Raw genomic sequence first — 20,256 nt, 5'->3', positions numbered from 1 at the left:
GATACGATGACGAGAAAAATAACCTGGTTAACTGCTCTGGCCTTAGGCATCAGCACCCTGTCGCAGGCCGAAACCGCCACCGCGCCGACCGTGGCGGCCCAGCCGCCGATTGCCGCGGCGGCCGATACGGCGATCGCGCCACCGCCGGCCGCCGCGCCGCAGGATCCGAATGCGCCGGTGCGCGACGTGTCGCTGCCGTTTGCGCAGATAGCGCCGCCGCCGGGCACCTTTGTTCTGCGCGGCACCCGGCCGGACGGGCAGATCGAATTCGGCGTGCGCAGCGACGAGGTGGTCTCGCAGGCGATGCTCGATATGGAGTTTACGCCGTCGCCGGCGCTGATCCCGGTGGAGTCGCACGTCAAGGTCTACCTGAACGACGAGCTGATGGGCGTGACCACGATCGCCAAGGAGCAGCTGGGCAAGCCCAATCGCATCCAGATGGCGATCGATCCGCGCTATATCACCGATTTTAACCGCGTTCGGTTGGTGTTCGTCGGCCATTATCAAAATATCTGCGAAAACCCGGCCAGCACCTCGCTGTGGCTCGACGTCAGCAAGTCCAGCGCGCTGAAGCTGCGTTTCCAGACGCTGCCGGTGAAAAACGAGCTGTCGCACTTCCCTGAGCCGTTCTTCGACAGCCGCGATAATCGGCCGCTGACGCTGCCGATGGTGTTCGCCGGCCAGCCGGATCTCGCCCAGCAGCGTGCGGCGGGCATTCTGGCGTCCTGGTTCGGCAGCAAGGCGCAGTGGCGCGGGCAATTCTTCCCGACGCTGTACAACGCGCTGCCGACGCAGCACGCGGTGGTGTTCGCCACCAACTCGCAGCGCCCGGATTTCCTGCGCGATTATCCGGCGGTCAACGGCCCGACGGTGGAGATGATCAGCCACCCGGACAATCCGTACGTCAAACTGCTGTTGATTCAGGGGCGTGACGACAACGATTTGATCACCGCGGTGAAGGGCATCGCGCAGGGCAACATCCTGTTCCGCGGCCAGAACGTAACGGTGGACAAGGTGGAACAGCTGGCGCCGCGCCAGCCGTACGACGCGCCGAACTGGGTGCGCACCGATCGGCCGATGACCTTCGCCGAGCTGCAGCAGTACGCCGAGCAGCTGCAAACCAGCGGCATCGAGCCCGGCCCGATTTCGCTGACCATGAACCTGCCGCCGGATCTGTTCCTGATCCGCAGCACCGGCATCGACATGCACCTGAAATACCGTTACACCGCGCCGCGCATTCAGGACGGTTCGCGGCTGAGCGTCAGCCTGAACAACCAGTTCGTGCAGGCTTACTCGCTGGTGCCGGAGCACGAGCAGGGCGCGCAACTGCTGCGCCTGCCGTTGACGCAGGGGCTGCTCGACTCCGACAAGAACGTCAGTATTCCGGCGTTGCGGCTGGGCGCCACCAACCAGCTGCGCTTTGACTTCGATTACACCACGCTGCTGGCCAGCGGCGCGGAAGGGCGCTGCGAAACCTACTCCTTCACGCAAAACCATGCGGTGATCGACGGCGCGTCCACCATCGATTTCTCCGGCTACCGCCACTTTATGGCGATGCCGGATCTGCGCGCCTTCGCCAACGCCGGCTTCCCGTTCAGCCGCCTGGCTGATCTGTCGCAAACGCTGGTGTTGGTGAATCAGAAACCGCAGCCGGCGCAGGTCAGCGCGCTGCTGAACGCGCTGGGCGTGATCGGCGCGCAAACCGGCTACCCGGCGCTGGCCTTCACGCTGAGCGATGACTGGTCGCAGGCCAAGGATCGCGACGACGATATCCTGATGGTCGGCACCATTCCGCCGGAGCTGCGCGACGACAAGAAAATCAGCCTGCTGGTGGACGCGACCCAAAGCTGGGTGAAACAGCCGACGCGGCAGCCGCCGCTGCCCAGCGCGGAAGCGCTGGCGGAGGACACCCGGCCGGACAGCAAGACTGCCGTCAGCTCCGAGGGCGCAATGTCGGCGATCATTGGCGTGCAGTCGCCGTTCAACGACCAGCGCAGCATCGTGGCGCTGTTGGCGGACAGCCCGCGCGGCTATGAGCTGCTGAACAATGCCCTGCTGGACAGCGGCAAGCGCGCCGCGGTATTCGGCTCGGTGGCGGTGATCCGCGAATCGGGGGTCAACAGCCTGCGCGTCGGCGATATTTACTATGTCGGCCACCTGCCGTGGTGGGAGCGGCTGTGGTATGCCCTCTCCACCCATCCGGTGCTGCTGGCGGTGATCGCGGTGGTGCTGGTGGTGATCCTGGGGCTGATGCTGTGGCGTGGCCTGAAGGCCTTCAGCCGGCGTCGTCTGGCGCCGGAAGATCGGGATTGACGGCGGTGAACGCCATGCTGCAACGCCTGTCGCTCGGCATGCTGCTGCTGTGCGCCTTCAGCGCCGCGGCGGCCTGCGAGTGGCCGGGCTGGCAACAGTACAAGCAGTTCTACATCAGCCCGCAGGGGCGGGTGATCGATCCGAGCAGCCCGAACAAAATCACCACCTCCGAGGGGCAGAGCTACGGCCTGTTCTTCGCCCTGGTGGCCAACGACCGGCCGACCTTCGATCTGCTGCTGGCCTGGACGGAGAACAACCTGGCGGCGGGCGATCTCAGCGCCCGTTTGCCCGCCTGGCTGTGGGGCGAGAGCGACGACAAACAGTGGAAGGTGCTGGACGCCAACTCGGCGTCGGACGCCGATCTGTGGATCGCCTATAACCTGCTCGAAGCCGGCCGCCTGTGGAAAAGCCGGCGCTATCAAACCCTGGGGACGCTGCTGCTGCAACGCATCGGCCGCGAGGAGGTGGCCGACATTCCCGGCCTGGGCCTGATGCTGCTGCCGGGCAAAGTCGGGTTCGTGACGGACGATCGCTGGCGGCTGAATCCCAGCTACCTGCCGCCGCAGCTGTTGGCACGTTTTGCAGCGCTGAACGGCCCGTGGCGCGCGATGCGCCAGGTCAATCAACGGCTGTGGTTGGACACCGCGCCGCACGGTTTCTCGCCGGACTGGGTGGTGTGGCGGGTCGGCGCCGGCTGGCAGCCGGATCCCGTCAAGCCGAACGTCGGCAGCTACGACGCCATTCGGGTTTATCTGTGGGCCGGCATGCTGGCGGACGACGATGAATACAAGGCGACGCTGCTCGAACGTTTTCAGCCGATGGCGCAGCTCACCGCCAAACAGGGCGTGCCGCCGGAGAAAACCGATACCGCCAGCGGCAAAACCACCGGCGGCGGCCCGGTCGGCTTTTCCGCCTCGATGTTGCCGATGTTGGCGACGCAGGCTGAGGCGCTGGCGACACAGCGGCAACGCATCAGCGAACATCCGCCGGGGGACGACGCCTATTTCAGCGCCTCGCTGACGCTGTTCGGCCAGGGGTGGGATCAACAACGTTATCGCTTTAATCGTCAGGGTGAATTGCAACCCTCGTGGGACGGCCAATGCACAACTTCAAAATAAACTGGCTGAATTTGATTCCGCTGAGCCTGGCGATGCTGCCGCAGGCGCGCGCTGCGGAAGCCGTGGCCCCGGAGCAGTGGCTGCTGGAACAGGTGCGCATTGGCGAGGCCGGCAACAAGGACGATCTGGTGCGCCAGTCGCTGTACCGGCTAGAGTTGATGGATCCGAACAACCCGGACGTGATCGCCGCGCGCATGCGTTTGGCGCTGCGGCAGGGCAATATGGCGCTGGCGCAGCAGCAGTTGGACAAGCTGAAAACCCTCGCGCCGCAGTCCAGCGCCTATCGCCAGGCGCAAATGAACATGCTGCTGACCCAGCCGGAAACCCGGCAGAAGTTGCAGCAGGCGCGCCTGATGGCGACCGCCGGCCGGTTGCCGGAGGCCAAGGCGCAGTACGATGCGCTGTTCCACGGCGAGCCGCCGACGCTCGAGCTGGCAGTGGAGTACTGGCGGCTGGTGGCGCGTTTGCCGGGGCAGGAGGCGAAGGCGTTGAAGCAGCTGCAGGCGCTGGATCAGCAATATTCCGGCAACGTGGCGCTGCGCATGTCGCTGGCGCGCATGCTGTTCAGTCAGAACCAGGACGCGCAGGCCTATGAGCTGCTGCAGAAGATCGCCGCCGATCCGGCCGGGCGCGGCGATGCCGCCGATCTGTGGTTGGACAAGGTCAAAGCGATGCCGGTTAGCGCGCAGAGCGTGGCGGCGCTCAACCGTTTCCTCGGCGTGTTCGATACCGGAGATCAGGCGACCAGCGCCCGCGAAGAGCTGGCCAGACAGCAGAAACTGTTGGCCGATCCGGCGTATCAGGCGCGGGTGCGCGGCCTGGCGCAGGTGGATAAAGGCGGCAGCCGGGCGGCCATTCCGGCGTTGCAAAAGGCGCTGGCGGCGACGCCGAACGACGCCGAGGTGCTGGGCGCGCTCGGCCAGGCCTATTCGCGCGCCGGCAACCGCCCGCAGGCGTTGAAGCTGTTCCGCCAGGCGCTTGCCGCCGACACGAACGGCTACGACAGCGGCAAGTGGCAAAGCCTGATCAAGAGCACCAGTTACTGGCTGGCGATAGACGAAGGCGACAAGGCGCTGAAGGCCGGCAATCTTGCGCTGGCCAGGCAGAAATACCAGCAGGCGCGCCAGCTCGACGACCGCGACGGCGATGCGTTTATCGGCCTGGGCGATGTGGCGGTGGCGAGCAAGGATGACGCTGCGGCGGAAGGGTTTTATCAGCAGGCGCTGCGGCGCGATCCCGGTAACGGCAGCGCGCTGCGCGGCCTGGTGAATCTCTATCAACGCCAGTCGCCGGAAAAAGCGCTGGCCTACCTCAACGGCCTGCCGCGCAGCCAACAGGCCAAGCTGCGCAGCACCCTCGACGGGCTGCGGCTCGATATGTTGAAGCAACAGGCGCAGACGCTGGCGGCGCAGCAGCAGTGGCAGCAGGCGGCGGAAATCTATCGCCGCGCCCAGCCGATGGATCCCGACGACGTTTGGCTGACCTATCGCTATGCGCAGGCGCTGCGTCAGGCCGGGCAGCCGCAACAGGCGGACGCCTTATTCCGGCAGCTGGCGCAGCGTCAGCGCGCCAATCCGCAGTTGGCCTATGCCTATGCGCTCTACCTTTCCGGCAGCGATCGCGACGACCAGGCGCTGGCGCAGCTCAATACGCTGCCTGCGGCGCAGTGGAACGACAACATGCGCGAACTGGCGCAGCGGCTAAAAATGCAGGCGGTGATTGCACATGCCGAAGGGTTGCGGGCGGCCGGCGACGAACCGGCGGCGGAAGCCTATCTGCGCCGGCAGCCGGCGGACACCCGCATCGATTTGCTGCTGGCCGACTGGGCGCTGGCGCGCGGGGAGTATGCGGCGGCGCTGGGCGACTATCAGCGGGTGAAACGGCGCGAACCGAACAACCCGGATGCGCAGCTGGGCGAGATCGAAGCCTATGTGGCGCAGGGGGATCTGGACGCGGCGCGCCAGCGGCTGAAAACCGAACCGCAGCCGCAAGACGCTTCGCTCAACAGCCAACGGCGGGTCGCCAACGCCTGGGGCGCGGTCGGCGATCCGCAGCAGGCCGAAGCTATCTTCGGCCGGCTGAAAACGGCGGCGGCCGCGGAGCCCGTGGGGCAGACCAAGGCGCTGATCTACCGCGACGCCGCCCGTCTGGAACGGGCGCAGCGGCAGCCGGAGCGGGCGCAGCAGGATTACCGCCAGGCGATGGTGGCCGGCGGCATCACGCCGACGCTGCCGCAGGACAATGACACCTACACCTCTCTGACGCGCAATAACCCGGGCGACGACTGGTTGAAACGCGGCATCCGTTCCGAGGCCGCGGATCTGTACCGGCAGCAAGACGTGAACGTCACGCTCGACCACGATTACTGGCGCTCGAGCGGCACCGGCGGTATTTCCGACTTCAATGCGCATGACACCATGCTGCAGGTGGACATGCCGCTGTATGACGGGCGCGCCTTTTTGCGCACCGACACCGTGCAGCTGGACGCCGGCCGCTTCTCGACCGACGGCAGCGGCCACTATTACGAGACCTTCGGCACTTGCAACACGCAAGGGTGCCGCGGCGATGAACATCAGAAATCCACCGGCACCAGCGTGGCGGCCGGCTGGAAAAACGATCGTTGGGCCGCCGATATCGGTACGACGCCGATGGGCTTCGAGGTGGTCGACTGGACCGGCGGCCTGGCCTACAGCGGCGACTGGAACCACATCGGTTGGACGCTGGCGGCCTCGCGGCGGCCGATCTCCAGCTCGCTGCTGGCGTTCGGCGGCGCCAAGGATCCGAACACCGGCACCACCTGGGGCGGCGTGCGCGCTACCGGCGTCAGCCTGAGCGCCAGCTACGATCGCGGTGAGGCGAACGGCGTGTGGGCCGATCTCAGCGCGCACCAGATTACCGGCAAGAACGTGGCGGATAACCAGCGGCAGCGGTTGATGGCCGGCTACTACTACAAGCTGATCAACGAAGACAATCGCCGCCTGAGCGTCGGGCTCAATACCATGCTGTGGCACTACCAGAAGGATTTGAGCGGCTATTCGCTGGGGCAGGGCGGCTATTACAGCCCGCAGCAATATCTGTCGCTGTCGCTGCCGGTCAACTATCGCCAGCGCACCGAGAACTGGTCGTGGGAGCTGGGCGGTTCGGTTTCGCTGTCCCATTCGAAAACCGACAGCCAGCGCCGCTATCCGCTGCAGGGGCTGATCCCGGATTCGCTGCCCGATAAGTTCGCCGTCGAGGACGGCAGCTCCTCAAGCGGCGTCGGTTATACGCTGCGGGCGATCGTCGAACGCCGTCTCAGTTCGCACTGGACGCTCGGCGCCGGTATCGACATTCAACAGGCGAAGGACTATACGCCGAGCCACGCGTTGATTTATCTGCGCTATTCCCTGGCCGGCTGGCAGGGGGATCTCGATTTGCCGCCGCAGCCGCTGACGCCTTACGCCGACTTCAAGTAGCCGGGAGGGGAAAGATTCGGAGTGTCGGACACCGGGGAGTTTTGTTACCCTGTGTCCGGGTCGCGTTTGTTCGCTTTAGGAAAAGACTGAAACCCGCGATTTTCTTGGTTTTGCCTGCGGCATAGCCAGATAAAAACAGCCGATGATCGAGTATAATCAGCCCGGTTCGAGGGGGCGGGTGAGAGTCAGCCCCCTTTTTTGTTTCAGCCCGATTTCACGGAGAGCAGGTTTGCGGGTCAGGCGTTCGTTAACGATTAAGCAGATGGCGACGGTGTCCGGCGTGGCGCTGGTCACGATCTGCATCTTTATCGTGATCCAGTTATTCCACTTTGTGCAGCAGCGCAGGGATGACTACGCCCAGCAACTGGAGAATATCGCTCAATCCGTGCGCCAGCCGCTGGCGGAAGCGGTGCTGCGCATGGACGTGCCGGAAGCCAAAAAGGTGCTGAACACGCTGTTGCCGGTCGGCATTCTCAGCCGGGCGGATATCGTCTTGCCGAACGAATTTCAGGCGCTGCACGCCAATTTCCCGCCGGAGCGGCCGGTGCCGACGCTGATCGCCCGGCTGTTTGAGCTGCCGATCCAAATTTCCGTGCCGCTCTATTCGCTGGAGCGGGTGCCGGCCAACCAGCAGCCGCTGGCCTATCTGGTGCTGCAGGCCGATTCGTTCCGCATGTACCAGTTTATCCGCAGCATTTTGTCGACCATGCTGTCGACCTACCTGCTGTTGGCGCTGATCCTGTCGGTGGCCATCACCTGGTGCATGAACCGGTTGATGGTGCATCCGCTGCGCGCGATGGCCAAAGAGCTGGAAAACATCTCGCAGGACGAAGCGCCCTACCACCAACTGATGCTGCCGACGCTGCACCAGGACGACGAGCTCGGCCTGCTGGTGCGCAACTACAACCGCAATCAACAGACGCTGGCCAAGGCGCATGCCGACATGAGCCGCCTGAGCACCCGCCATCCGGTGACCGAACTGCCGAATCCGGCATTGCTGAACGCGTTGCTGGAACAGCATATCGCCTCCAGCCTGCGCCCCGAGCGTTTTAACCTGCTGGTGATCGGCATCGAGACGCTGCATGAAGCCTCGGGCGTGATGAGCCCGGCGATGCGTGAAGCGCTGCTGTTGGCGCTGGCGAAGAAGCTGCGCGGCTGCATCGACGAAAACGGCGTGCTGGCGCAGCTGAGCAATACCGAATTCGCCATCCTGGCCAAGGGGACCGAGCGGCCGTTCCACGCCATGCAGCTGGCGCGACGCATCATGGCGGAGATCAACGCGCCCTTGACCCTGGAAGGTCTGGCGCTGCGGCCCAACGCCAGCATCGGCATCGCGCACTACCTCAATCAGGGGGAAAGTGCGGAACAGCTGCTGCGCAGCGCCACCTCGGCGATGATGTCCGCCCACCGTGAAGGAAAAAATCAGATCCTGTTCTTCGAGCCCAGCCTGACGGAACGCACGCAGAAGCGGCTGACGCAGGAGAGCGAGATTTTGCACGGCATCGAGCAGCGGCATTTTACGCTGTTCCTGCAGCCGCAGATCGACATGCAGTCCAACGAGGTGATCGGCGCCGAAGCGCTGCTGCGTTGGCAGCAGTATGACGGCAGCTATACCCTGCCGGCCGACGTTATCCCGCTCGCGGAAGAGCTGGGCGTGATTGTGCCTCTCGGCAACTGGGTGCTGGAAGAGTCCTGCCGCATCCTGGCGGACTGGCAGCAGCGCGGCATTGCGCTGCCGCTGGCGGTCAACGTTTCCGGTATACAGATGCAGCATGAGGCGTTCGTCCCGCATCTGAAAAACCTGCTGGCGCAGTATCGGATCGACCCGCGCAAGCTGCTGCTGGAGATCACCGAGACGGTGCGCATCGACGATCTCGACCGCGCGCTGGCGCTGCTGCGCGAGCTGCACGATCTGGGATTGTCGATCGCGCTTGACGACTTCGGCATGGGCTACTCCAGTCTGGAATACCTGAACCGCTTGAAATCCCTGCCGATCGATTTGATTAAAATCGACCGCAGCTTCATTCAGGGGCTGCCGGCCGACGATGCGATGGTGCGCATCGTCAGTGCGATCTCCGAAGTGCTGGCGTTGCCGGTGATGGCCGAAGGCGTGGAAAACGCCGAGCAGCGCGACTGCCTGCTGCAGCACGGCATTCGCAGCGGGCAAGGATTCCTGTTCGCCCGGCCGCTGCCGCGCGCAGCGTTCGAAGCCGAGTTTTGCCGCGCGGCGCCGTAAGCGCCGCGTTTACCTTTCCGGTACTTTTCCCCGTCCGAAAATCGCTATTTCTCCTCTACCTCTTTTGCGTTAGTGCAAACAAAGCATTACGCAATTTTCAGCTTTGCACCCCGACTGACGCGTTTCAGCTCTTAAATTCACATCAACTCCCAGGGGCGGGTGCAACAAATTATTTCCATGTTGTTAAGTGGGTGTTATTTTCCGCGCAAGCAATGAACAGGCTGGATTTTTAGACTGCTGCCTGGTGCGTGTCTTCCCCCCATAGGATGTTCATATGAAAACAACGATCTTTAAGAGCCTCTATTTTCAGGTGCTGACGGCGATCACGCTGGGCATCCTGCTTGGCCATTTCTACCCTGACCTCGGCGCCGAGATGAAACCTCTGGGCGATGGCTTCGTCAAACTGATCAAGATGATTATCGCCCCGGTGATCTTCTGCACCGTGGTGACCGGCATCGCCGGCATGGAAAGCATGAAGGCGGTGGGGCGCACCGGCGCCATCGCGCTGCTGTATTTTGAAATCGTCAGCACCATCGCGCTGATTATCGGCCTGGTGATCGTCAACCTGGTGCAACCGGGCGTCGGCATGAACGTCGATCCCGGCACGCTGGACGCCAAGGCGGTGGCAGTCTACGCCGAGCAGGCGCAGCAGCAGGGCATCATCCCGTTCCTGCTGGACATCATCCCCGGCAGCGTGATCGGCGCATTCGCCAGCGGCAACATTCTGCAGGTGCTGCTGTTCGCGGTGCTGTTCGGCTTCGCCCTGCATCGCTTGGGTGAAAAGGGGCAACTGATCTTCAACGTGATCGACAGCTTCTCGCGGGTGATTTTCGGCATCATCAACATGATCATGCGCCTGGCGCCGCTGGGGGCCTTCGGCGCCATGGCGTTTACCATCGGTAAATACGGCGTTGGCACCCTGGTGCAACTCGGCCAGCTGATCGTGTGCTTCTATATCACCTGTATCCTGTTCGTGGTGGTGGTGCTGGGCAGCATCGCCCGCGCCAACGGCTTCAGCATTTTCAAATTCGTCAACTACATCAAAGAAGAGCTGCTGATCGTGCTGGGGACCTCGTCGTCCGAGTCCGCGCTGCCGCGCATGCTGGATAAAATGGAGAGGCTGGGCTGCAAGAAATCGGTGGTGGGCCTGGTGATCCCGACCGGGTACTCCTTTAATCTGGACGGCACCTCTATTTACCTGACCATGGCCGCGGTGTTTATCGCGCAGGCGACCAACACCCACATGGACATCATGCATCAGATTACCCTGCTGGTGGTGTTGCTGCTCTCCTCCAAAGGGGCGGCGGGCGTGACCGGCAGCGGCTTTATCGTGTTGGCCGCCACCATCTCCGCCGTCGGCCACCTGCCGTTGGCCGGCCTGGCGCTGATCCTCGGCATCGACCGCTTCATGTCGGAAGCCCGCGCGCTGACCAACCTGGTGGGCAACGGGGTGGCGACCGTGGTCGTGGCGAGGTGGTGCGGCCAACTGGATGAGAAACAGCTGAAAGCCACGCTGAACAACAAAAACGCCGGCGCGGACAAAACGCTGCCTTCCGCCTGATATTGACGGCGAATCACCGGCCGCAGCCGCGGCCGGTGAGGTTTTCCCCCTGCCTCGTAACGATTTCTTGCATTAAAAACCCCGCTATCTATTATTTTTCACTCTAATGAGTGACATCCGCAAAGGCGCGCGGTCTAACACGATGGTACACTTTCTGCTTTCCGCCCCACTGTGAAACTCAGGGCGTATTTTTATGATTCCATTGAATGGAATACACGCATTTGCATAAGAAATTGGATAGTCATTAAGTAGGGGTTCACATGCAGGGCACCAGAATTCATCTTATAGTTGGTGGGCTGCTATTGGCTGCAGCCAGTAGCAGCGTGCAGGCTGAAGCACTACAACCCGATCCTGCCTGGCAGCAGGGGGCGCTGGCCAACGGGTTTTCATGGCAAATTCTCGATACGCCGCAGCGGCCAAGCGACCGCGTGGAACTGCGGCTGATCGTCAATACCGGCTCTCTGGTGGAGTCTTCACAACAGACCGGCTTCGCCCAGCTGTTGCCGCGGCTGGCGTTGACGCGCAGTGAAAGCTTTACCGCGCCGCAGCTGCGCGCCCTGTGGCAGCAGAGCGTGGATAACGAGCGGCCGCTGCCGCCGGCTATCATCTCGTATGATTTCACCATGTATAATCTCAGCCTACCGAATAACCGGCCTGACCTGCTGAAAGAAGCGCTGGCCTGGCTGGCGGACACCACCGGCAAACTGGCGATCGACGAGCATACGGTGCACGCGGTGATGAACTCCACCATCAATCCGGTCGGCACGTTCCCGCCCAATACCCAAGACGTCTGGTGGCGTTACCGCCTGAAAGGCTCGACGCTGCTGGCGCACGATCCGGCGCAGCCGGCGAAACGGCCGGTCAACCTCGAACAGCTGAAGAAATTCTATCAACAGTGGTATACCCCGGATGCCATGACGCTGTTCGTTGTCGGCAAGGTCGACAGCCGCAGCCTGGGCGAGCAGATCAACAAGGCGTTCTCGCCGCTGCAGGGCAAACGTGAAACCCCGGCCCCGATGCCGACGCTGACGCCGCTGCCGCAACAGCCGGTGAGCCTGATCAGCGAGCAGGTGAAACAGGATACGCTGTCGATCATGTGGGATTCGCCGTGGCATCCGATTCGCGATTCGCAGAGCCTGCTCCGTTACTGGCGTGGCGATCTCGCCCGCGAGGCGCTGTTCTGGCATCTTCAGCAGACGCTGGAAAAAAGCGACCAGAAGAGCCTGCATCTGGGCTTTGACTGCCGCGTGCAGTACCAACGCGGGCAGTGCGCCATCCATCTGGATACGCCGAACAACAACCTGAACGGCAGCCTGGGCTTTATCGCCCGCGAGCTGGCCAACGTGCGTGACAACGGCCTGTCGAAAGAAGAATTCGATGCGCTGCTGGCGCAGAAAAACGATCAGCTGAGCAAGCTGTTCGCGACCTACGCCCGCACCGATACCGATGTGCTGATGAGCCAGCGCCTGCGTTCGCAGCAGAGCGGGGTGGTGGATATCGCGCCGGAACTGTATCAGAAGCTGCGCCAGGAGTTCCTGTCCAGCCTGACGCTGGAGACGCTGAATCAGGCGCTGAAGCTGCAGCTTTCTCAGGAGGCGACGCTGGTGCTGATGCAGCCGAAGGGCGAGCCGGAAATGAGCATGAAGCAGCTGCAGGAAACCTATGACGGCATCATGATGCCTGCGCCGGCGGTGGTGACGGAGGAAGCCAAACCGGCCGACGCCGCGGTGGCTGCACCGGCGACGGACGCCGGCGCGCAGTAATGCCCAACAGGGGGCTCAGGCCCCCTCAGTTGCGGTACAGCACCTTGATGATGTGGTAACCGAACTGGGTTTTGACCGGGCCATAAGGTTTGAGCAGCGGGATGCTGAACACCGCTTTATCGAACGCCGGCACCATCGCGCCCTTGTTGAATTCGCCCAGCGAGCCGCCGTTGCGTTTTGACGGGCAGCTCGAGTATTTGCGCGCCAGCGTGTCGAAGCTGACGCCGCGCTTCAGCTTGGCCAGCAGCTCGTTGGCCAGCTTTTCATTGTCTACCAGAATGTGCAGGGCGCACGCCGTTTTTGCCATGGTATTGCCTTTGTCGATGCGAAAATTGCGCTGATTATACCCGCTAAATCTCATCGGCGCTTTCTGCTACAATTCCCTTCCATGTTTTACAGCCGAGCAAGCCAGCACCATGCGATTAAACCCCAGCCAACAACAAGCCGTCGAATTCGTTACCGGGCCCTGCCTGGTGTTGGCCGGTGCCGGTTCCGGCAAGACGCGCGTTATCACCAACAAGATAGCCCACCTGATCCACCATTGCGGTTATCAGGCGCGGCACATCGCCGCCGTGACCTTTACCAACAAGGCTGCGCGCGAGATGAAAGAGCGCGTGTCGCAAACTCTGGGGCGCAAAGAGGCGCGCGGGCTGATGATTTCCACTTTCCATACCCTGGGGCTGGAGATCATCAAGCGGGAATACGTGGCGTTGGGGATGAAGTCCAACTTTTCGCTGTTCGACGATCAGGATCAGCTGGCGCTGTTGAAAGAGCTGACCGAAAAGTGGCTGGAAAGTGACAAAACGCTGGTGGCGCAGCTGATTTCGACCATTTCTAACTGGAAAAACGACCTGATCGATCCCCAGCGGGCGGCGGCGCTGGCGCGCTCGGAGCGCGACAAGCTGTTCGCCCACTGCTACGGCCTGTACCACGCCCATATGCGGGCGTGCAACGTGCTGGACTTCGACGACCTGATCTTGTTGCCGACGCTGCTGCTGCAACGCAACGAAGAGGTGCGCGAACGCTGGCAGCAGCGCATCCGCTATCTGCTGGTGGATGAGTATCAGGATACCAACACCAGCCAGTACGAGCTGGTTAAGCTGCTGGTGGGCAACCGCGCGCGCTTTACCGTGGTGGGTGACGACGACCAGTCGATCTACTCCTGGCGCGGCGCGCGGCCGCAGAACCTGGTGCTGCTGAAGGAAGATTTCCCGGCGCTGCAGGTGATCAAGCTGGAGCAAAACTATCGTTCCAGCGAGCGTATTCTGAAGGCGGCCAACATTCTGATCGCCAATAACCCGCACGTGTTTGAAAAGCGGCTGTTTTCCGAGCTGGGGTATGGCGAAGAGCTGAAGGTGGTGACCGCCAACAACGAGGATCACGAAGCCGAGCGGGTGGTGGGGGAGTTGATCGCCCACCACTTCGTGAAAAAGACCAACTACGGCGACTATGCGATCCTGTACCGCGGCAACCACCAGTCGCGGGTGTTTGAAAAGATGCTGATGCAGAACCGCATTCCGTACAAGATTTCCGGCGGCACCTCATTCTTCTCGCGCCCCGAGATCAAGGATCTGCTGGCCTACCTGCGCGTGCTGACCAACCCGGAGGACGACAGCGCCTTCCTGCGCATCGTCAATACCCCCAAGCGCGAGATCGGCCCGGCGACGCTGCAGAAGCTCGGCGAGTGGGCCAACCAGCGCAACAAGAGTTTATTCCACGCCAGTTTCGATCTGGGGCTGAGCCAGCACTTGACCGGACGCGGGCTGGAATCGTTGCAGCGTTTCACCCACTGGCTGGGCGGCATCGCCCAGCAGGCGGAGCGTGAGCCGGTGGCGGCGGTGCGCGATCTGATCCGCGGCGTGGATTATGAGAGCTGGCTGTTTGAAACCTCGACCAGCCCGAAGGCCGCCGAAATGCGAATGAAGAACGTCAATACGCTGTTCGGCTGGATGACGGAGATGCTGGAAGGCAGCGATCTGGACGAGCCGATGACGCTGACCCAGGTGGTGACGCGCTTCACCCTGCGCGACATGATGGAACGCGGTGAAAGCGAAGAAGAGCTGGATCAGGTACAGCTGATGACGCTGCACGCCTCCAAGGGGCTGGAGTTCCCCTACGTGTTCCTGGTGGGCATGGAAGAGGGCCTGCTGCCGCACCAGAGCAGCATCGATGAAGACAATGTCGATGAAGAGCGGCGTCTGGCCTATGTGGGGATCACCCGCGCGCAAAAAGAGCTGATCTTCACCCTGTGCCGCGAGCGCCGTCAGTACGGCGAGCTGGTGCGGCCGGAGCCGAGCCGCTTCCTGCTGGAGCTGCCGCAGGACGATTTGGCATGGGAAACCGAGCGCAAAGTGGTGAGCCCGCAGGAGCGGATGCAGAAAGGGCAGAGCCATCTGGCCAATATCCGCGCCCAGCTGGCCAAGGCCAAAGGCGGGAATTAAAAAGACAGGGCTAGATGACTGACAAAGGAGGAAAAAGCGTGGTTTTTCCTCCTTTGTGGTTATCAGTCGAAAATCAATGAATTGATTTTCCTTATTTTTTATATGCTGTCTTCTGTAAACCTGGCAATGTCATCAGGTTTGCCATTAACCTCAGGCGTGAATCGCGCCCTGGTCATTTCAACGCTGTTCTTCCAACCGCAGCGTCCAGTGGACGTAGCTCTGCCAGTGGCTTTCCTGCTCCAGCGCCTCGGCGCGCAGCGGATGCTGTTCCAGCCAACCCGGCGGCAAGATCACCGTCAGTTCATCGTCCTGATTGGCGCGCAACCGCACCGCCGGCAGCGTGTCATCGCGGCGGCGGCTGGCGAAGATGATCGCCAGGCGCAAAATGCGGCACAGACGCTGCGCAGTGCGCGGCGGCAGGGCGTTTTGCTGGTTCAACAGCGACAGGTCGAGGGGGTTGCTCTGGTTTTGCAGCAGGGTGGCCAGCAGTTTTTTCTGCGCCGGGGTAAAGCCGGGTAAGTCCAGGTGGCGGATCAGGTAGGCGGCGTGTTGCGGCGCCTGCTTGAAATCGACGCTGAGGCCGAGTTCGTGGATCAGACTGGCGCTGTGCAACAGCTCGCGACATCGCGCATCCAGCTGCCACTCGTTGGCGACCTGCTGCGAGAAGTTGGAGGCGAGTTGGCTGACGCGTTCGGCCTGCTCGGTGTCGATCAGGTAGCGGCGCTGCAGGTTGCGGATGGTGCGGATGCGAATATCCTGCTCCACCGGCAGATGCAGCATGCCGTAAACCAGGCCTTCACGCAGCGCCCCGCCGGCAAGCATCATGCTTTCGATGCCCAGTTCCTGGAAGATGGCCAACAGAATGGACAGGCCGCTCGGGAACACCAGCGCGCGCTCCAGCGTCAACCCTTCGATCTCCAGCTCTTCCAGCTTGCCGCACTGAATGGCGCGCTGTTTCAGCTGGCGCAGCTTGGGCAGGGTGATGCGCTCATCCATGCCTTGCGCCACCATGATCTCCTGCAGCGCCTGTACGGTGCCGGAAGCGCCGACGCAGATCTGCCAACCTTGCTGGCGCAGCTGCGGTGCGATCGGCCGCACCATTTCGCGCGCGGCCTGTTCGGCGCGCTCGAAGTTTTCTTGCCCGAGGTTGCGATCGCTGAAGTAGCGCTCCAGCCAGGTGACGCAGCCCATCGACAGGCTATACAGCTGTGATGCCTGTGCGCCGGTGCCGGTGACCAGTTCGGTGCTGCCGCCGCCGATGTCGACGACCAGCCGCCGATCCGGCCCGCCGGTGGTGTGCGCGACACCGTGATAAATCAGCCGTGCTTCTTCTTCGCCGCTGATCACCTGTACCGGGCAGCCGAGGATTTGCTCGGCGGCCTGCAGGAACTCATCGGCGTTGGACGCCAGGCGCAGCGTGGCGGTGGCGACGACGCGGATCTGCTCGCGCGGAATGTCCTGCAGGCGTTCGGAGAACAGCCGCAGGCACTGCCAGCCGCGTTGCATGGCCTCATGCGACAGGTGATTGTTCTGATCCAGCCCGGCCGCCAGGCGCACCTTGCGCTTGATCCGCGCCAGGGTCTGAATGCTGCCGGCCACCTCGCGCACCACCAACATGTGGAAGCTGTTGGAGCCGAGATCGATGGCAGCATAAAGCGTGCTGGAGCTGAGCATGGCGATCAGCTCGAGCGTTTACGGTTGTTGCGCGGCGCGCCGCCGCGACGAGGCGCGGAGTTGCGACGTGGGCCGTTGCCGCCGCGCGGGCGCGACAGGCGTTTCGGCGCCGGCAGATCGGTCAGCAGCGCATCGCTATTGTACTTGCTTACCGGAATGCTGTGGTCGATATAGGTCTCGATCGCCGGCAGGTTGAGCGCGTACTCTTCACACGCCAGGCTGATGGAGTGGCCGCTGGCGCCTGCGCGGCCGGTACGGCCGATGCGGTGCACGTAGTCTTCGCAATCGTCAGGCAGATCGTAGTTGAAGACGTGGGTGACGGCAGGAATGTGCAGACCGCGCGCGGCGACGTCGGTGGCGACCAGGATGTCGAGGTTGCCTTTAGTGAAGTCGTCAAGGATGCGCAGGCGTTTTTTCTGCGCCACGTCACCGGTCAGCAGGCCCACGCGGTGACCATCGGCGGCCAGATGGCCCCAGATGTCTTCGCAGCGGTGCTTGGTGTTGGCGAAGATGATGGCGCGATCCGGCCACTCTTCTTCGATCAGCGTCTGCAGCAGACGCATTTTTTCTTCGTTGGACGGGTAGAACAGCTCTTCTTTAATGCGGTGGCCGGTTTTCTGTTCCGGTTCCACTTCAACATATTCGGCGTTGTTCATCTGCTCGAAGGCCAGCTCGCGTACGCGATAGGACAGGGTGGCGGAGAACAGCATGTTCAGGCGTTGATCGGCCGCAGGCATGCGGCGGAACAGCCAACGGATGTCTTTGATAAAGCCGAGATCGTACATGCGATCGGCTTCATCCAGCACGACAACCTGCATCGCGCCGAGATCGACATAGTTTTGCTTGGTGTAATCGATTAAACGGCCGGTGGTGCCAATCAGAATGTCCACGCCGCTTTCCAGCACTTTCAGCTGTTTGTCGTAGCCGTCGCCGCCGTAGGCCAGGCCCAGTTTCAGGCCGGTGCTCTGGGAGAGCGCTTCTGCGTCGGAGTGGATTTGCACCGCCAGTTCACGCGTAGGCGCCATGATCAAGGCGCGCGGCTGATTGGTCTGGCGATCCTGTTTCGCCGGGTGAGTCAGCAAATAGTGAAAAGTAGACGCCAAAAACGCCAGCGTCTTTCCGGTACCGGTTTGCGCCTGACCTGCAACGTCACGCCCAGAGAGCGTGAGCGGCAATGCTAACGCCTGGATGGGCGTGCAATTGTGAAACCCTTTTTTCTCAAGGGCTTCAAGGACTAACGGGTGCAGGGCGAAGTCGGAAAACTTCTGTTCAGTCAAGTGTGTTTTGCTCATAGTGTGATAGAATATCAGCTAACTATTGCTTTACGAAAGCACATCCGTTGAAATAAACGCGGTGCAATAAAATCACCTTGAGTTGGTTAATGCTACACCAACAAGGTAGACATAATCCTGTGGAGTAGAACATGAGCGATAAAATTATTCACCTGACTGACAGCAGCTTCGACGCTGACGTGCTGAAAGCGGAAGGGCCGATCCTGGTCGATTTCTGGGCTGAATGGTGTGGGCCGTGCAAGATGATTGCTCCGATTCTGGATGAGATTGCCGAAGAGTTCGAAGGCAAACTGACCATCACCAAGCTGAATATCGATCAGAACCCGGCTACCGCGCCCAAGTACGGTATCCGTGGCATCCCTACGCTGTTGCTGTTCAAGAACGGTGAAGTGGCCGCGACCAAGGTTGGCGCGTTGTCCAAAGGTCAGCTCAAAGATTTCCTGAACGCGAATCTGTAATCGGGCGGGAAGCCCAGTATCAGGCGCCTGGCGGTGATGTTCAATTCACCGCTAGACGCCTGCCAAGAAGCGTGTTAAGTTTAACCACACTGCATATAGAACTTGCCCGAAGTTTTAAATCTAAAGAGTTTGAATCTAAAGCTATACTCTGTGTCGAATCACTGGCGTTGAAAGTAAACTGAACTCAGCCCGTGTTTTGGCAATCAAACGGTTTTGCAAAAATCATTTTTAAGGTACCTTCGATCTTCAACCGTCAATGCGTGCGCCCGATGTAAGCCATTTCTTACCGCGACGGCTCTGCGCCCGGTGATCGAACGTCCAGTAAACAGGCACGCATCTCGCTGCCATACCATTCACGATACAAGTTCGAGACATACCCCGAGTTTAAGAACCCACCACTATGAATCTTACCGAATTAAAGAATACGCCGGTTTCTGAGCTGATTACTCTCGGCGAAAATATGGGGCTGGAAAACCTTGCCCGCATGCGCAAGCAGGACATTATCTTCTCCATTCTGAAGCAACATGCGAAAAGCGGAGAAGATATCTTCGGCGACGGCGTGCTCGAGATATTGCAGGATGGATTCGGTTTTCTCCGCTCTGGAGACAGTTCCTACCTCGCCGGTCCCGACGACATCTACGTATCCCCTAGCCAAATCCGCCGCTTCAACCTCCGCACAGGTGACACCATTTCCGGTAAGATTCGTCCGCCAAAAGAAGGCGAGCGCTATTTTGCCCTGTTGAAAGTCAACGAAGTCAACTACGACAAGCCGGAAAACGCCCGCAGCAAGATCCTGTTCGAGAACTTGACGCCGCTGCACGCCAATTCCCGTCTGCGGATGGAACGCGGCAATGGCTCGACCGAAGACCTGACGGCGCGCGTACTGGATCTGGCGGCACCGATTGGCCGTGGCCAGCGCGGCCTGATCGTGGCGCCGCCGAAAGCCGGTAAAACCATGCTGCTGCAGAACATTGCGCAGAGCATCGCCTACAACCACCCAGACTGCGTGCTGATGGTGCTGCTGATCGACGAACGTCCGGAAGAAGTGACCGAGATGCAGCGTCTGGTGAAAGGCGAAGTGATCGCATCGACCTTCGACGAGCCGGCTTCGCGCCACGTGCAAGTGGCCGAAATGGTGATCGAGAAGGCCAAGCGCCTGGTTGAGCACAAGAAAGACGTGATCATTCTGCTCGACTCCATCACCCGTCTGGCGCGTGCCTACAATACCGTGGTACCGGCTTCCGGCAAGGTGCTGACCGGTGGTGTGGACGCCAACGCCCTGCATCGTCCGAAGCGTTTCTTCGGTGCGGCACGTAACGTGGAAGAGGGCGGCAGCCTGACCATCATCGCGACCGCGCTGGTTGATACCGGTTCGAAGATGGACGAAGTGATCTACGAAGAATTCAAAGGTACCGGCAACATGGAATTGCACCTGGCGCGTAAAATCGCCGAGAAGCGCGTATTCCCTGCGATCGATTACAACCGCTCCGGTACCCGTAAAGAAGAGCTGCTCACCACTTCCGAAGAGCTGCAAAAAATGTGGATCCTGCGCAAAATCATTCACCCGATGGGTGAGATTGACGCGATGGAGTTCCTCATTAATAAGTTGGCGATGACTAAAACCAACGATGAATTCTTCGATATGATGAAACGCTCATAATTCGTTAAAAAATTCGCTGAACGCCACGCCTAGTCGTGGCGTTTTTCGCTTTTGGCGGATACGATAAGTAGCAGTAATGGAAAAGTAAGTTGTTTCCTCGACTTATTGAGAATTCATCTTGTTTGTCGGTCGGCTCGGTGCCGATCGGCTTTGCTGCTGTCGTTTTGTCAGCCGATGCGAAGAAAATAGGCATGAATCACCGTTGTCATAGGAAATGACCGAAAGGTGGCGGGGGTCGATGGCACAAGCTATTGCCCGTGGTAAGCTGCCTTATCTTCTACAGAG

At 61.2% G+C, this 20,256-nt stretch carries 12 protein-coding genes; 9 read left to right on the top strand and 3 right to left on the bottom strand.

The genetic code is table 11. The annotated features are described in order from the left end of the window. Positions 1-6: 6 nt before the first annotated feature. From bcsB to ACJ8HN_RS20315, 6 genes are all read left to right on the top strand, one after another. Positions 7-2,313, top strand: a complete 2,307-nt coding sequence (gene bcsB, locus ACJ8HN_RS20340) for a cellulose biosynthesis cyclic di-GMP-binding regulatory protein BcsB (protein WP_442523862.1) — start codon at positions 7-9, stop codon at positions 2,311-2,313. A gap of 5 nt (positions 2,314-2,318) precedes the next feature. Continuing rightward, entirely contained in the window at positions 2,319-3,431 is a 1,113-nt protein-coding gene (bcsZ, locus tag ACJ8HN_RS20335; RefSeq protein WP_060424208.1) for a cellulose synthase complex periplasmic endoglucanase BcsZ, read from the top strand. Continuing rightward, positions 3,413-6,886 (top strand): cellulose synthase complex outer membrane protein BcsC, encoded by a 3,474-nt coding sequence (bcsC, locus tag ACJ8HN_RS20330; RefSeq protein WP_442523861.1) that lies wholly within the window; start codon positions 3,413-3,415, stop codon positions 6,884-6,886. The genes bcsZ and bcsC overlap by 19 nt, the downstream gene beginning before the upstream one ends. Positions 6,887-7,115: 229 nt before the next feature. Next, positions 7,116-9,122 carry a biofilm formation regulator HmsP gene (gene hmsP, locus ACJ8HN_RS20325; protein ID WP_033636621.1) on the top strand — a complete coding sequence of 669 codons (2,007 nt, stop codon included), beginning with the start codon at positions 7,116-7,118 and terminating at the stop codon, positions 9,120-9,122. Between the two features lie 274 nt (positions 9,123-9,396). Next, positions 9,397-10,683 (top strand): dicarboxylate/amino acid:cation symporter, encoded by a 1,287-nt coding sequence (locus ACJ8HN_RS20320; RefSeq protein ID WP_041037232.1) that lies wholly within the window; start codon positions 9,397-9,399, stop codon positions 10,681-10,683. Positions 10,684-10,943: 260 nt separating this feature from the next. Continuing rightward, a complete protein-coding gene (locus tag ACJ8HN_RS20315) occupies positions 10,944-12,446 on the top strand; it encodes a M16 family metallopeptidase (protein WP_033636624.1) in 1,503 nt (500 codons plus the stop codon). Between the two features lie 25 nt (positions 12,447-12,471). Here the strand turns inward: ACJ8HN_RS20315 and ppiC are convergent, their stop codons facing one another. Continuing rightward, positions 12,472-12,753 (bottom strand): peptidylprolyl isomerase PpiC, encoded by a 282-nt coding sequence (gene ppiC, locus ACJ8HN_RS20310; protein WP_004934175.1) that lies wholly within the window; start codon positions 12,751-12,753, stop codon positions 12,472-12,474. Between the two features lie 109 nt (positions 12,754-12,862). On the opposite strand from ppiC, the gene rep reads away from it, so the two are divergent. Then, entirely contained in the window at positions 12,863-14,887 is a 2,025-nt protein-coding gene (gene rep, locus ACJ8HN_RS20305) for a DNA helicase Rep (protein ID WP_033654001.1), read from the top strand. Positions 14,888-15,064: 177 nt separating this feature from the next. On the opposite strand, the gene ppx is transcribed toward rep, so the two are convergent. Then, positions 15,065-16,561 (bottom strand): exopolyphosphatase, encoded by a 1,497-nt coding sequence (ppx, locus tag ACJ8HN_RS20300; RefSeq protein WP_442523860.1) that lies wholly within the window; start codon positions 16,559-16,561, stop codon positions 15,065-15,067. Between the two features lie 5 nt (positions 16,562-16,566). Further along, positions 16,567-17,853, bottom strand: coding sequence for an ATP-dependent RNA helicase RhlB (gene rhlB, locus ACJ8HN_RS20295; protein WP_004934183.1), 1,287 nt, complete (start codon positions 17,851-17,853; stop codon positions 16,567-16,569). Between the two features lie 131 nt (positions 17,854-17,984). Here rhlB and trxA point away from each other — a divergent pair, with 131 nt between their 5' ends. Next, the gene (gene trxA, locus ACJ8HN_RS20290; RefSeq protein WP_033636629.1) at positions 17,985-18,311 is read left to right on the top strand and encodes a thioredoxin TrxA; all 327 of its coding nucleotides are present in this window, start codon (positions 17,985-17,987) and stop codon (positions 18,309-18,311) included. 400 nt (positions 18,312-18,711) lie between these two features. Further along, a complete protein-coding gene (gene rho / locus ACJ8HN_RS20285; RefSeq protein WP_004934188.1) occupies positions 18,712-19,971 on the top strand; it encodes a transcription termination factor Rho in 1,260 nt (419 codons plus the stop codon). The last annotated feature ends 285 nt before the right edge of the window (positions 19,972-20,256 follow it).

It is taken from the genome of Serratia sp. CY29653 (assembly GCF_052169255.1).
Lineage (GTDB): Bacteria > Pseudomonadota > Gammaproteobacteria > Enterobacterales > Enterobacteriaceae > Serratia > Serratia sarumanii.
Note: the sequence above shows the minus strand (reverse complement) of the source record. Positions and strands in the feature narration are given on the sequence as shown.